This window comes from Luteimonas notoginsengisoli (assembly GCF_042648885.1).
Taxonomy (GTDB): domain Bacteria; phylum Pseudomonadota; class Gammaproteobacteria; order Xanthomonadales; family Xanthomonadaceae; genus Luteimonas; species Luteimonas notoginsengisoli.
This window is the reverse complement of sequence record NZ_JBHRYF010000009.1, coordinates 14,565-27,715: the sequence shown is the minus strand read 5'-3', so window position 1 is coordinate 27,715 and position 13,151 is coordinate 14,565. Positions and strand designations below refer to the sequence as shown.

At 69.0% G+C, this 13,151-nt stretch carries 10 protein-coding genes; 7 read left to right on the top strand and 3 right to left on the bottom strand.

Annotated features, from left to right (window positions below; translation table 11 throughout):
- The first annotated feature begins 129 nt into the window (after window positions 1–129).
- The 7 genes from zwf to ACFOM9_RS12220 all read left to right on the top strand — a co-directional run bounded on the left by zwf (window position 130) and on the right by ACFOM9_RS12220 (window position 9,091).
- Window positions 130–1,518, top strand: coding sequence for a glucose-6-phosphate dehydrogenase (gene zwf, locus ACFOM9_RS12250; RefSeq protein WP_386711142.1), 1,389 nt, complete (start codon window positions 130–132; stop codon window positions 1,516–1,518).
- The gene (locus ACFOM9_RS12245; RefSeq protein WP_386711139.1) at window positions 1,512–2,285 is read left to right on the top strand and encodes an HAD family hydrolase; all 774 of its coding nucleotides are present in this window, start codon (window positions 1,512–1,514) and stop codon (window positions 2,283–2,285) included. The genes zwf and ACFOM9_RS12245 overlap by 7 nt, the downstream gene beginning before the upstream one ends.
- An 11-nt stretch (window positions 2,286–2,296) precedes the next feature.
- The gene (gene tal, locus ACFOM9_RS12240) at window positions 2,297–3,382 is read left to right on the top strand and encodes a transaldolase (RefSeq protein ID WP_386711137.1); all 1,086 of its coding nucleotides are present in this window, start codon (window positions 2,297–2,299) and stop codon (window positions 3,380–3,382) included.
- Window positions 3,383–3,392: 10 nt separating this feature from the next.
- On the top strand, window positions 3,393–5,063 hold the full coding sequence (gene pgi, locus ACFOM9_RS12235; protein ID WP_386711135.1) for a glucose-6-phosphate isomerase: 1,671 nt from the start codon (window positions 3,393–3,395) through the stop codon (window positions 5,061–5,063).
- A complete protein-coding gene (gene pgm / locus ACFOM9_RS12230) occupies window positions 5,063–6,712 on the top strand; it encodes a phosphoglucomutase (alpha-D-glucose-1,6-bisphosphate-dependent) (RefSeq protein ID WP_386711132.1) in 1,650 nt (549 codons plus the stop codon). Before pgi ends, pgm begins: the two co-directional genes overlap by 1 nt.
- 91 nt (window positions 6,713–6,803) lie before the next feature.
- Window positions 6,804–8,876: a transketolase gene (gene tkt, locus ACFOM9_RS12225; RefSeq protein ID WP_386711129.1), complete on the top strand. Its 2,073-nt coding sequence runs from the start codon at window positions 6,804–6,806 to the stop codon at window positions 8,874–8,876.
- Window positions 8,876–9,091 carry a hypervirulence associated TUDOR domain-containing protein gene (locus tag ACFOM9_RS12220; RefSeq protein WP_386711126.1) on the top strand — a complete coding sequence of 72 codons (216 nt, stop codon included), beginning with the start codon at window positions 8,876–8,878 and terminating at the stop codon, window positions 9,089–9,091. The genes tkt and ACFOM9_RS12220 overlap by 1 nt, the downstream gene beginning before the upstream one ends.
- Window positions 9,092–9,234: 143 nt before the next feature.
- Here ACFOM9_RS12220 and gnd read toward each other — a convergent pair whose 3' ends face one another.
- The 3 genes from gnd to ACFOM9_RS12205 are packed head-to-tail and all read right to left on the bottom strand — an operon-like array spanning window position 9,235 to window position 13,102.
- Entirely contained in the window at window positions 9,235–10,251 is a 1,017-nt protein-coding gene (gene gnd, locus ACFOM9_RS12215) for a phosphogluconate dehydrogenase (NAD(+)-dependent, decarboxylating) (RefSeq protein ID WP_386711123.1), read from the bottom strand.
- Window positions 10,221–11,711, bottom strand: a complete 1,491-nt coding sequence (locus ACFOM9_RS12210; protein WP_386711120.1) for a mercuric reductase — start codon at window positions 11,709–11,711, stop codon at window positions 10,221–10,223. Before ACFOM9_RS12210 ends, gnd begins: the two co-directional genes overlap by 31 nt.
- A complete protein-coding gene (locus ACFOM9_RS12205; protein ID WP_386711117.1) occupies window positions 11,711–13,102 on the bottom strand; it encodes a glucoamylase family protein in 1,392 nt (463 codons plus the stop codon). Before ACFOM9_RS12205 ends, ACFOM9_RS12210 begins: the two co-directional genes overlap by 1 nt.
- Window positions 13,103–13,151 lie beyond the last annotated feature (49 nt).

Sequence of the window (13,151 nt, the reverse complement as noted above, 5' to 3'; positions counted from 1 at the left end):
TCGCAGGGGGAGGGCCACAGCAGAGCCAGCCCCCGAGTCTCACAATTGAAGCCTCGCCGCGCCTGCGATGACCCGCTATTAACCCGGTCGCCGCTAGCATGGGCTACATCACCCTGGACTGGAACCCGCTTGACTTCCGCTTCCGACGCATTCGTATTCTTTGGCGCCACCGGCGACCTCGCCTACAAGAAGATCTTTCCCGCGCTGCAGGCCATGGTCGCCCGCGGCGACCTCGACATGCCGGTGATCGGCGTGGCCCGCGCGGGCTGGACCGTCGAACAGTTCCGCGAGCGCGCCCGCGACAGCCTCGAGCACAACGGCGGCATCGATGAAGACGCCTTTGCCCGGCTGTCGAAGCAGCTGCGCTACATCGAGGGCGACTACAACGACGCCGGCACCTTCGATCGCCTGCGCGAGACCTTGGGCGATGCGCAGCGGCCGCTGCACTACCTCGCGATCCCGCCGGGCCTGTTCGCGACCGTGGTCCAGGCGCTCGACGCGAGCGGTTGCGCGAATGGCGCGCGCGTGGTGGTCGAAAAGCCGTTCGGCCGCGACCTGGCGTCGGCCCGCGCGCTCAACGCCACCCTGCACCAGGTATTCGACGAAGCGTCGATCTTCCGCATCGACCATTACCTGGGCAAGGAGGCGGTGCAGAACCTGCTGTACTTCCGCTTCGCCAATGCCTTCCTCGAGCCGCTGTGGAACCGCGATTACGTCGACAGCGTGCAGATCACGATGGCCGAGGATTTCGGCGTGCAGGGCCGCGGCGGCTTCTACGACGGCGTCGGGGCAGTCCGCGACGTGGTCCAGAACCACCTGCTGCAGGTGGTCGCGCTGCTGGCGATGAACGCGCCAATCGGCAGCGACCCGGCGTCGATCCACATGGAAAAACTGCGGCTGTTCCGCGCGATGCGCCCGCTGCAGGCCGGCGAACTGGTGCGCGGCCAGTTCCGCGGCTACCGCGACGAGCCGGGCGTTGCCGGCGATTCGGACGTCGAAACCTTCGCCGCGCTGCGGCTGCACATCGACACCTGGCGCTGGGCCGGCGTGCCGTTCTACATCCGCGCCGGCAAGAACCTGCCGATCACCTCCACCCAGGTGGTCGTCGATCTCAAGTGTCCGCCGATGGCGATCTTCGACGAGATCCTGCCCGTACATTCGAACTATTTCCGCCTGCGCCTGAGCCCGGAGGTGGTGATCGCCACCGGCGTGCGGGTCAAACGCGCGGGCGATGCGATGCGCGGCGAGAACGTGGAACTGACCGCGCGCCACCAGCACGTCGACGAGAAATCACCCTACGAACGTCTGCTCGGCGACGCCATCCGCGGCGACACCGCCCTGTTCACCAGCGACGCGGCGGTGGAAGCGGCCTGGCGCGTGGTCGATCCGGTGCTGAAAGACCATCGTGCCGCCGAAGCCTACGAGCCCGGCACCTGGGGACCCGCATCCGCAGCTTCCATTGTCCGGGGCGAGGAAGGCTGGCACGATCCGCGGCCCGAGACGAGCGCGCCATGCTAGGCCGCGCGCCCATCGACCGCGCAGTGTCCCCGGACGCGGGGAGCGAGGACGTGGCGGCCGCGGACGTCGTGTTCCTGCTCGATGTCGACAACACCCTGCTCGACAACGACCGCTTCAAGTCCGACCTCGACGCGCGCATCCAGCACGACTTCGGCCCCGAAGGGCGCGCGGCCTATTGGGCGCTGTACGAAAGCGAACGCGACAGGCTCGGCTACGCCGACTACCTCGCCGCGCTGCAGGTCTTCCGCGAGGGGCGCGAGGACGATCCGGACCTGCTGCGCATGTCCGGCTACATGCTCGACTACCCGTTCGCCGAACGCGTGTACCCCGGCGCGCTGGAAACCGTCGAACGGCTGCACGAACTCGGCACGCCGGTGATCCTGTCCGACGGCGACGTGGTGTTCCAGCCGCGCAAGGTGCAGCGCTCCGGCCTGTGGGAGGCGTTGCGGGGCAGGGTGCTGATCTACCTGCACAAGCAGCACATGCTCGAAGCGGTGCAGCAGCGCTATCCGGCGCGGCACTACGTGATGGTCGACGACAAGCCGACGCTGCTGGCGGCGATGAAGGCGACGATGGGCGCGCGCCTGACCACCGTCTTCGTGCGCCAGGGACACTACGCCGACGAGGCCGCGGCCCAGCAGATCGCACCTGCTCCGGACATGGTCATCGACGACATCGGCGAACTGGCCACGTTCGACCTGCAACAGTTCGGCCCGCGCGCGTGCTCCCAGGCCGCCGTCGACGCGCCAGAATCCATTTCGCAATGACAGGAACCGACATGACCCACCTGCAATCGCTACGCGACCTCGGCCAGAGCCTGTGGCTGGACAACATCACCCGCGAAATCCTCGACGACGGCACGCTGCAGCGCTACATCGCCCAGTACGGCATCACCGGGCTGACGTCCAACCCCACGATCTTCGACGAAGCGATCGGCGGCAGCGACGCCTACGACGCCGGCATCGGCGAGAAGGCGGCGGCCGGCAAGCGCGACGCGGAGCTGTTCGTGGAGCTGGCGCTGGAGGACCTGCGCCGCGCGGCCGACCTGTTCCGGCCGGTGTACGACGCCACCGGCGGCGTGGACGGCTGGGTATCGATGGAACTCTCGCCGCTGCTGGCCGCCGACACCGACGGCAGCATCGAGGCGGCCAAGCGCATCCAGGCGCAGGCCGGGCGCGACAACCTGTTCGTCAAGATCCCCGGCACGCCCGAAGGCGTCCGCGCGATCGAGGAATCGATCTTTGCCGGCGTGCCGATCAACGTCACGCTGCTGTTCTCGACGCAGCAGTACCTCGCCGCCGCCGAGGCCTACCTGCGCGGGATCGAGCGCCGGATCGAGGCCGGCCTGGACCCGGTGGTCGGCTCGGTCGCCTCGCTGTTCGTCAGCCGCTGGGACAAGGCCAGCGCGCAGCAGCTGCCCGAAGAACTGCACAACCGGCTCGGCATCGCGGTCGGGCAGCAGGCCTATCGCGCGTACCGCGAGCTGCTCGGCTCGGAGCGCTGGAAGAAGCTCGCCGCGGCGGGCGCGCGCCCGCAGCGCCTGCTGTGGGCAAGCACCGGCACCAAGGATCCGAAGGCGCCCGACACGCTCTACATCGAAGCGCTCGCCGCGCCCGACACCATCAACACCATGCCGGAGAAGACCCTGCGCGCTTTCGCCGACCACGGCGAACTGCGCGGGGCGATGGACGAGGCCGGTGGCGACTCCGCGGCCACGCTGGACAGGATCGCCGCGGCAGGGGTGGACATCGACGCGCTCGCCGCCCGGCTGCAGCGCGAAGGCGCGGACTCGTTCGTCAAGTCGTGGCACCAGCTGATGCAGCGCATCGCCGACAAGGCGCAGTCGCTGGCCGGCGGTCGCTGAGCAGGTCGCCATGGACAAGCCTGGCACGGAAGACCTTGTGTCGCTGACGCAGCGCCCGCAATGGGCGGCCCTGGCCGCGCACGCGACGCAGTTCGCGCAGACCCACCTGCGCGAGCTGTTCGCAGCCGATCCCGAGCGCGGCCGGCGGCTCTGCGCCGAGGGCGCCGGGCTGCACCTGGACTACTCGAAACAGCGCGTCGACGACCAGACCCTGCGCCTGCTGCACGAGCTGGCCGCGTCCTGCGACGTGCACGGGCGGACCGCGGCGATGTTCTCCGGCGAGCGCATCAACCGCACCGAGGACCGGTCGGTGCTGCACGTGGCCTTGCGGATGCCAAAAGGCGAGCGGCTGGAAGTCGATGGCGTCGACGTGGTCGCGCAGGTGCACGAAGTGCTCGATCGCATGGCGGCGTTCTCCGAACGCATCCGCAGCGGCGCGTGGACCGGGCACACCGGGAAGCGGATCCGCAACGTGGTCAGCATCGGCATCGGCGGCTCGGATTTGGGCCCGGTGATGGCCTACGAGGCGCTGCGCGATTTCAGCGACCGCGGCATGCATTTCGCGTTCGTGTCCAACGTCGACGGCACCGATTTCAGCGAGGCCGTGCGCGGCCTGGATCCGGCCGAAACGCTGTTCATCGTCTGCTCCAAGACCTTCACCACGCTGGAAACGCTGGCCAACGCACACGCGGCGCGGCGCTGGTGCCTGGAAAGCCTGGCCGGCGACGACGATGCCGGCGATGACGGGGCGGTGGCGAAGCACTTCGTCGCCGTGTCGACGAACACCGACGGCGTGCGCGATTTCGGCATCGACACCGAGAACATGTTCGGCTTCTGGGACTGGGTCGGCGGCCGCTACTCGATGGACTCGGCGATTGGCCTGTCGACCATGATCGCGATCGGCCCGGACAACTTCCGCGACATGCTCGCCGGCTTCCATGCCATGGACGTGCATTTCCGCGATGCCCCGGCCGAGCGCAACCTGCCGGTGCTGATGGCGCTGATCGGGATCTGGAACAACGACTTCCTCGGCGCCGACACCGTGGCCGTGCTGCCCTACGCGCAGTACCTCAAGCGATTCCCCGCCTATTTGCAGCAGTTGACGATGGAAAGCAACGGCAAATCGGTCACGCTCGACGGTCGCCGCGTCGACTACCAGACCGGCCCCGTGTACTGGGGCGAACCGGGTACCAACGGCCAGCATTCGTTCTACCAGCTGATCCACCAGGGCACGCGGCTGGTGCCCTGCGACTTCATCGGCTTCTGCGAGCCGCTCAGCCCGCTGCGCGAGCAGCACGACCTGCTGATGGCCAACCTGTTCGCGCAGGGCGAGGCGCTGGCGTTCGGCAAGACGGCGGACGAGGTTCGCTCCGGAGGCGCGGCCGAGGCGCTGGTGGCGCACAAGACGTTCGAGGGCAACCGCCCGAGCAGCACGATTCTGGCGCGGAAGCTGACCCCGCATGCGCTCGGCGCGCTGGTCGCGCTGTACGAGCACAGCGTGTTCGTGCAGGGCGTGATCTGGGATATCGACTCGTTCGACCAGTGGGGCGTTGAGCTGGGCAAGGTGCTGGCGAAGCGGACCGCGAGCGAACTGGCGGCCGTGGACTCGCCGCGACTGCGGCACGACAGTTCCACCAACGCACTGATCGAGCGCTACCGCGATCAGCGGGGCGCGCACTGATGGGCACCCACACCAGCCCGCTGGCCGGCAAGCCCGCGCGGGAAGCGCCGCTGGTCGATATCGACCGGCTGCTTGCCGCGTACTTCGACGTGCGGCCCGATCCTTCGCATGCAGCGCAGCGCGTCGCGTTCGGCACCTCCGGCCATCGCGGCACGTCCCTCGACGGCAGCTTCAACGAGTGGCACGTGCTGGCCATCACCCAGGCCATCTGCGAATACCGCAAGGCCCAGGGGATCGACGGCCCGCTGTTCCTGGGCATCGACACCCACGCGCTGTCCGGGCCCGCCCGGGACAGCGCGCTTGAAGTGCTCGCCGCCAACGGCGTGGAGGTGCGGGTCGCGCAGGGCGACGAGTACACGCCGACGCCGGCCATATCCCACGCGATCCTGGTTCACAACCGCGGCCGCACCTCGGCGCTGGCCGACGGCATCGTCGTCACGCCTTCGCACAACCCGCCCGGCGACGGCGGCTTCAAGTACAACCCGGCCAACGGCGGCCCGGCCGACACCGCGATCACCCGGCAGGTGCAGGAACGCGCCAACGCGCTGCTCGAAGCCGGTCTCCGGGGCGTGGCCCGCGTGGCCGTTGCGCGGGCGCGCAGTGCCGCGACCACGCGCGAGCATGATTTCCTCGGCCATTACATCGAAGACCTCGGCAATGTCCTCGACTTCGACCTGATCCGCGGCTCCGGCATCCGCATGGGCGTGGATCCGCTGGGGGGCGCGGGCGTGCACTACTGGGCGCGCATCGCCGAGCGCTATGGCCTGGCGCTGGACGTCGTCAGCGAGCAGGTTGATCCGACCTTCTCGTTCATGACCCTGGACTGGGACGGGCAGATCCGCATGGACCCGTCCTCGTCGTACGCGATGCAGCGGCTGATCGGGATGAAGGACCGTTTCGACGTCGCCTTCGCCTGCGATACCGACCACGACCGCCACGGCATCGTGACCAAGGCGGGCCTGCTGCCTTCGAACCACTACATGGCGGCGATGGTCGACGACCTGTTCCGCAACCGCCCGCAGTGGGGCGCGCAGGCCGCCGTGGGCAAGACCGTGGTCAGCAGCAGCATGATCGACCGCGTTGCCGCGCGGCTCGATCGCCAGCTGTACGAGACGCCGGTGGGCTTCAAGTGGTTCGCCGATGGCCTGTTCGACGGCACGCTCGGCCTGGGCGGCGAGGAAAGCGCGGGCGCGAGTTTCCTGCGCCACGACGGCAGCGTCTGGACCACCGACAAGGACGGCATGGCGCCGGCGCTGTTCGCCGCCGAGCTCACCGCGCGCCATGGACACGATCCGGCGGAGCATTACCGCGGCCTGTGCGACGCCTTCGGCGAGGTGTTCTTTGATCGCGTCGAGGCGCCGGCCAGCACGCAGCAGAAGAAGGCGCTGGCCGGACTCTCGCCGCAACGGCTGCAGGCCGACACGTTGGCGGGCGCCGCCATCACCTGGGTGCTGGACAAGGCGCCGGGCAACGACGCGCCGATCGGCGGCATCAAGGTGGTCGCCGACAGCGGCTGGTTCGCCGCGCGGCCGTCGGGCACCGAGGACATCTACAAGATCTATGGCGAAAGCTTCGAAAGCCGCGACCACCTGCAGGCGATCCTCGCCGAGGCGCAGGCGATCGTCGACGCGGCGCTCGCCGACGGCTGAGACAGACCATTCCCCGTGGGGGCGGCCATGGCCGCGATTTGCAACCGATCGCAGCCGTGACGGCTCCCGCTTCCCAGAACGGAGCACGATCATGGCACCCCAACAGGCGTCCGCCTCCATCGACCAGCGCTGCATCGACACGCTGCGCTTCCTGTCCGTCGACATGGTCCAGAAGGCCGACAGCGGCCACCCGGGCCTGCCGCTCGGCGCTGCGCCCATGGCGTACGTGCTGTGGCAGCGGTTCCTGAAGCACAACCCGGCCGACCCGCTGTGGTCGGACCGCGACCGCTTCGTGCTATCCGCTGGCCACGGCTCGGCGCTGCTGTACAGCCTGCTGCACGTCACCGGCTACGACCTGTCGCTCGACGACATCAGGCACTTCCGCCAGTGGGGCAGCAAGGCGCCCGGCCACCCCGAACGCGGACACACGCCGGGCGTCGAAGTCACCACCGGACCGCTCGGACAGGGGTTCGCCAACGCCGTGGGCATGGCGATGGCCGAGGCGCAGCTTGCCGCGCGCTACAACCGGCCCGGCCACGTGGTCGTCGACCACCGCACCTGGGTGATCGCCAGCGACGGCGACCTGATGGAGGGCGTCGCCTCCGAGGCCGCATCGCTCGCGGGACACCTGAAGCTCGGCAAGCTCAACGTGCTCTACGACGACAACAGCGTGACCCTGGCCGCGGGCACCGACATCACCTTTACCGAGGATCGCGCCGCGCGCTTCGCCGCGTACGACTGGCACGTGGAAACCGTGGACGACGGCAACGACGTCGCCGCCATCGAACGGGCCCTGCAGCGGGCGCGCGACGAGACCGCGAGGCCGTCGCTGGTGCTGGTACGCACCCACATCGGCTACGGCTCGCCGGAGCAGGACAGCTTCAAGGCGCACGGCTCGCCGCTGGGCGAGGAGAATGTCGCCGCCACCAAGCGCAACCTGGGCTGGCCGGAGCAGCCGCCGTTCCTGCTGCCGGACGACGCGATGGCGCACTTCCGCTCCGCGCTCGATCGCGGCAGGCGCGAACAGGATGCATGGCAAGGGCGTCTGGACGCCTACGCCGAGGCGTTCCCGGATGCCGCGCGCGAGCTGCGCACCAGCCAGGAGGCGAGATTGCCCGACGGCTGGGACGCGGACATTCCGGTGTTTCCCGCCGACGCGAAGGGCATGGCCACGCGCGAGGCCGGCGGCAAGGTGCTGTCGGCGATCGCGCCCAAGCTGCCCGCGCTGACCGGCGGCTCAGCCGACCTCGATCCTTCGACCTTCACCGCGGTGAAGGGCCTGGGCGATTTCGACCCACGCGCCACGCCGGGCGAGGACCAGCAGGGTTCGACCGGCGGCGGCTGGAGCTACGCCGGCCGCAACCTTCACTTCGGCGTGCGCGAACACGCGATGGGCGCGATCTGCAACGGCATGGCTGCCCATGGTGGCGTGATTCCCTACGACGCCACGTTCCTGATCTTCTCCGACTACATGCGTCCGCCGATGCGCCTGGCCGCGCTGATGCGCCTGCACGTGATGCACGTGTTCACCCACGACAGCATCGCGCTGGGCGAGGACGGGCCGACGCACCAGCCGGTCGAACAGCTGGCGGGACTGCGGTCTGTGCCCGACCTGCTGGTCATCCGCCCCGCGGATGCCAACGAGACGGCCGTAGCCTGGCGCGTCGCGCTGGAGGCGGCCGACCGGCCGGTGGCGTTCGCGCTGTCGCGCCAGAAGGTGCCGACGCTCGACCGCGGCAAGTACGCGTCCGCCGACGGGCTGCGCAAGGGCGCCTATGTGCTGCTCGACGCGGGAGACGGCGAGCCGGAGCTGATCCTGATCGGCACCGGCGCGGAAACCGGGCTGGTCTTGGCCGCCGCGGAGAAGCTGCAGCAGGAGGGGATCGCCGCGCGCGCGGTATCGATGCCGTGCTGGTCGCTGTTCGACGGGCAGCCGCCGGAATATCGCGAATCCGTATTGCCGCCAGGCGTCGGGGCGCGGCTGGCGGTGGAGGCAGGCTCCCCGCAGGGCTGGCATCGCTATGTCGGCGACGACGGCGACGTGCTCGGCGTCGACCGCTTCGGCGCCTCGGCACCGGGAGGCGAAATGCTGGAACGTTACGGCTTCACCGTCGACAACGTCTGCGCCCGCGCCCGAGCGCTGCTGGAAAGGAAGGCACGCTGATGGCCCACCCATTCAAGGTCGGCGACCACGTCAGCTGGAATTCCGAGGCCGGCCACGTCAGTGGCAGGATCACCAAGGTGCACGTCAGGGACTTCGACTGGCACGGCTACACGCGACACTGCAGCGAGGATGATCCGCAGTACGAGATCAAAAGCGACGAAACCGATCATGTCGCCGTGCACAAGGGCGGGGCGCTGAAGAAGAAGAAGTCCTGATCCGGGATCGAAGAGGACCCGGCGCAGACCGGATGCGGGTCTGCCGCGGATGAGGCGGCAATGAGCGCCAACTCCACTTGGCGCCGCAGGGTCGGCAGGGGAGAACTCGCGGCTGAAGCTGCTCCTGCGAGGAGCGGTGGTGGCTATTCCTTCTTCATCGCGTGCCCGCCGAACTCGTTGCGCATCGCCGACAGCAGGCGGTCGGCGAACGATTCGCTGTCGCGCGAGCGCAGGCGGGCGATCAGGGACTGGGTGATCACCGGCGCCGGCACGTTCAGGTCGATCGCTTCGGTCACGGTCCAGCGGCCTTCGCCCGAGTCGGGCACGAACGGCGCGATGCCGTCCATGGTCGGGTTCTTGCCGAGCGCGTCGGCGGTCAGGTCCAGCAGCCAGGAGCGCACCACGCTGCCGGTGCGCCAGATGTCGGCGACCTGGTGCAGGTCGATGCCGAATTCCTTCTTGTGCTCGAGGATCGAAAAGCCCTCGGCATAGGCCTGCATCAGACCGTATTCGATCCCGTTGTGGATCATCTTGGTGAAGTGTCCCGAACCCGGCGGCCCGACGTGGCCCCACCCCTGATCCTTGCCCGGCGCCAGCGTCTCGAACACCGGCCGCAGCCGTTCCACCGCGTCCTTCTGTCCGCCGATCATCATGCTGTAGCCCTCGGCCAGTCCCCACACGCCGCCGCTGGTGCCACAGTCGACGTAGTGCATTCCCTTCTCGTCGACGGCTTTGGCGCGATCGAGCGTGTTCTTGTAGTTGGAGTTGCCACCGTCGACGATCGTGTCGCCGGCAGCAAGCAACTTCATCAGCGCATCGACGGTTCCGCCGGTGATGTCGCCGGCCGGCACCATCATCCACGCCGCGCGCGGCGCCGGCAGCTTGCCGACCATGTCCTCCAGCGAGGTGGCCGATTCCGCGCCGAATGCCTCCACCCGCGCGCGCGCATCCGGATTCGGGTCGAAGCCGACCACGCGATGGCCGCCGCGCACCAGGCGCTGCGCCATGTTGGCGCCCATCTTGCCCAAGCCGATCATGCCGAGTTCCATGTGTGTTCCTTTTTCTGCAATCGATGTGGTGGGAGATATCCGTGCCCGGGCGCGATGCCGCTGCCGCGCGCGGCGTGACGTCAGGGATTCGCCGGATGCGCCTGGCACCATGCCCGCGCGGCTGCGCCGATGGCCGAGGACTCGGTGGGGTAGGGATGGATGACCCGCGCCAGCCCGCGCACGCCGACGCCGTTGACCATCGCCTGGGTCAGCTGTCCGATCAGTTCGCCAGCGCGGCGCGACACGATGGTTGCGCCCAGGATGCGGTCGGAACCGTCGGCAACATGGAGCTTGATGAAACCCTCGTCGTCGCCGTCGAGCACGGCGCGATCCACCGCGTGAAGCGGCACCGTGCTGGTGGAAACCGCGATACCGCGGCGCATCGCTTCGCGCACGTACAGGCCGACATGGGCGATCTCAGGATCAGTATAGGTGCACCAGGGGATCACCAGGTCGCTGACCTTCCGTTCCGCGCCCTGGAGCGCGTTGGCGACCGCCATGCGCGCGGTGGCCACCGCCACGTGGGTGAAGCGCGCTTCCATGCACGCGTCGCCTGCGGCATAGATCGCCGGGTTGGCCGTGCGCAGGCAATCGTCGACGCGGACGCCGTGGACCGGGTCGTGCTCGACGCCGGCGGCATCGAGTCCCATGTCGTCGATCCGCGGCAACCGACCGGTGCCGACCAGGATCGCGTCGGTGGCGATGCTCGACACATAGTCGTCGCTGCGCAGGTCGGCGTGGATCTCGCCGCCGACCCGGCGGAGCGCCGTGACCTCGGTGTTCAGACGCACCTCGATCCCGTCGCGCGCGAACGCCACCGACAGGATCTGCGCCGCGTCGCGCTCTTCGTGGGGCAGGAACAACGGCATGTCCTGGACGATGACCACGCGGCTGCCGAAGCGGCGGAACGCCTGCGCCATCTCGCAGCCGAGCGGGCCGCCGCCGATGACCAGCAGCCGCTCCGGCAGCGCACCGATGCCGAAGATGGTTTCGTTGGTGAAGTAATCGACCTCGTCGAGGCCGGGGATGTCTGGCACGTCGGGCTCGGCGCCGGTCGCGACCAGGGCCTTGTCGAAATGCAGCCGCAGCTCGTCCAGATGGAGCCGGTCGGGCGCTTCGAACTTCGCATGGCCGAAGAACACGTCGATGCCCGCCTCACGCAGCATCCGCGGCGACATCGGCCTGGCCAGGCGCGTGCGCAGCCGCAACACGCGCTCCATCGCGGCATGGAAATCCACGTCGATGCGTTCCGGGACGACGGCCCCATAATGCCGCGCGTCGCGCATTTCGGCGTAGACGCGCGCGCTGCGAAGCAGGGCCTTGGACGGCTCGCAACCGTAGTTGAGGCAGTCGCCGCCGATCAGGTCGCGTTCGACCAGCGCGACGCGCACGCCCGCCGCGGCGGCTTCATGCGCCGCGGCCAGTCCGGCGGGGCCGGCGCCGATCACCACCAGCCCGTAACGGGCCGCAGGTTCGGGATTGCGCCACTGCGCGGGGTGCAGGTTGTCCCGCAGCTCGGCGCGCACGCCGGGATCGACGACCGTTCCCGAATCCGGATCGCGACGATGCATCAGCCGCGCCCCCGATCGTGTCCGGGGGCATCCAGCCAGCCGCCGTCGAAGCCGGCCCGGCGCAGGCCGTCGGTGAGCCAGCGGCATCCGCGCATGAGTTCCCACACCAGTCCCGTGCGGTGGTTCTCGATCATCAGCACGATGATCCCCTGGTCCAGCCCGAACAGGCCCGGCGACACCCAGGCGCGGCCGTCGTCGTCCCGCAGGTCGGCGTTGACGCCGCTGGTGAAGCCGTGTTCGTGCACGATTTCAGGATGGCGCCTGCACATGGCATGCAGGGCGGCGAGCGCGAGGTCGGGCTCGAACGGCAGGCAGGCCAGCACCGACGGCGGCGACAGCGTGCCGTCGTCGGGCCCGTAGGGCACGCCGCGCGCGGCATAGCCGAACAGGTGGCGCGGCTCCGCGTCGGCCTCCTGCACTTCGTCGCTGGGTCCCTCGCAGGCGCTCAATCCCCAGCAGTCCTCGTCATAGCCGGCGTGACCGCGGGGATTGATGCACGCGTAGGCGCGCTGCACGTGCACCGCGCGGCGGCTGTTCTCGAAATAGTCGCATCCCTTGCCGCGCATGAACTGGTCGCGGATGCCACGGAAATCGATCCACGCATGCGAGAACTGGTGGATGAACAGCGGCCCGGCATACAGGAACTCGTGGCCGTAGAGGTTCTCCCACTGGTAGGTGCTGGTCCAAGCCTGGTAGCAGTCTTCGCCGATCGGATGCGTGGGCGAACCCAAGGCCAGCACGTACAGGACGATCGCCTCGCTGTAACCCTCCCAGCCGTAGTGCAGGAACCCGCACTCCGGCTTCCAGCCCTGCATGATCGTGCTGCCGCCGTCCTGCGACCAGCGCCAGTCGATGCGCCGGTACAGCAGGTCGGCGACGTCACGCAGCTCGGCCTCGGCCGCGGTGTCGGCCCCGAAGTAGCGGGCGGCGGTCAGCGCCCCGACGATCAGCAGCGCGGTGTCGATCATCGACAGTTCGCACCGCCATACCCGGGTACCGGTATCGCGGTCGAGGAAATGGAAGTAGAAGCCCTTGTAGCCCGTGGAGCCCGGACTTCCGTCCTGGTTGCTGTCGCGGAAGAAGCGCAGCGCCGCGCTGCAGTGTTCGACCGCTTCCTCGCGCGCGATCCATCCGCGCTCGACCGCCACCGGATAGCAGGACAGCGCAAAACCGACCACCGCGATGCTGACTGGCGAACCGGCCCGCGAAGTATCGGCATGCAGGCCGTTGGCCGGATTGCGGTTGCGCAGGAAATACCCGAAAGCCGCGCGCTGGTAGCGGTCCAGCAGCGCGTCCTCGGCCACGAACGACCCGGGCTGCGTTCCGCCATCGCAGGTCGCGGCGGGAGCCGGGTGGATTGCGGCGGCGCTGTTGTGGATCGTCTTCTGCACCTTGTGACGCAGTGTAGGTGGCGTTTCGTTAGGCCGCCATGAGCGTTGA

Excerpts from the sequence above, each read along its gene's own strand:
- ACFOM9_RS12245 (WP_386711139.1), top strand. The coding sequence starts at position 1,512 with ATGCTAGGCCGCGCGCCCATCGACCGCGCAGTGTCCCCGGACGCGGGG.
- tkt (WP_386711129.1), top strand. The coding sequence starts at position 6,804 with ATGGCACCCCAACAGGCGTCCGCCTCCATCGACCAGCGCTGCATCGAC.
- tal (WP_386711137.1), top strand. The coding sequence starts at position 2,297 with ATGACCCACCTGCAATCGCTACGCGACCTCGGCCAGAGCCTGTGGCTG.
- gnd (WP_386711123.1), bottom strand. The coding sequence starts at position 10,251 with ATGGTGCCAGGCGCATCCGGCGAATCCCTGACGTCACGCCGCGCGCGG.
- pgi (WP_386711135.1), top strand. The coding sequence starts at position 3,393 with ATGGACAAGCCTGGCACGGAAGACCTTGTGTCGCTGACGCAGCGCCCG.
- pgm (WP_386711132.1), top strand. The coding sequence starts at position 5,063 with ATGGGCACCCACACCAGCCCGCTGGCCGGCAAGCCCGCGCGGGAAGCG.
- ACFOM9_RS12210 (WP_386711120.1), bottom strand. The coding sequence starts at position 11,711 with ATGCATCGTCGCGATCCGGATTCGGGAACGGTCGTCGATCCCGGCGTG.
- ACFOM9_RS12220 (WP_386711126.1), top strand. The coding sequence starts at position 8,876 with ATGGCCCACCCATTCAAGGTCGGCGACCACGTCAGCTGGAATTCCGAG.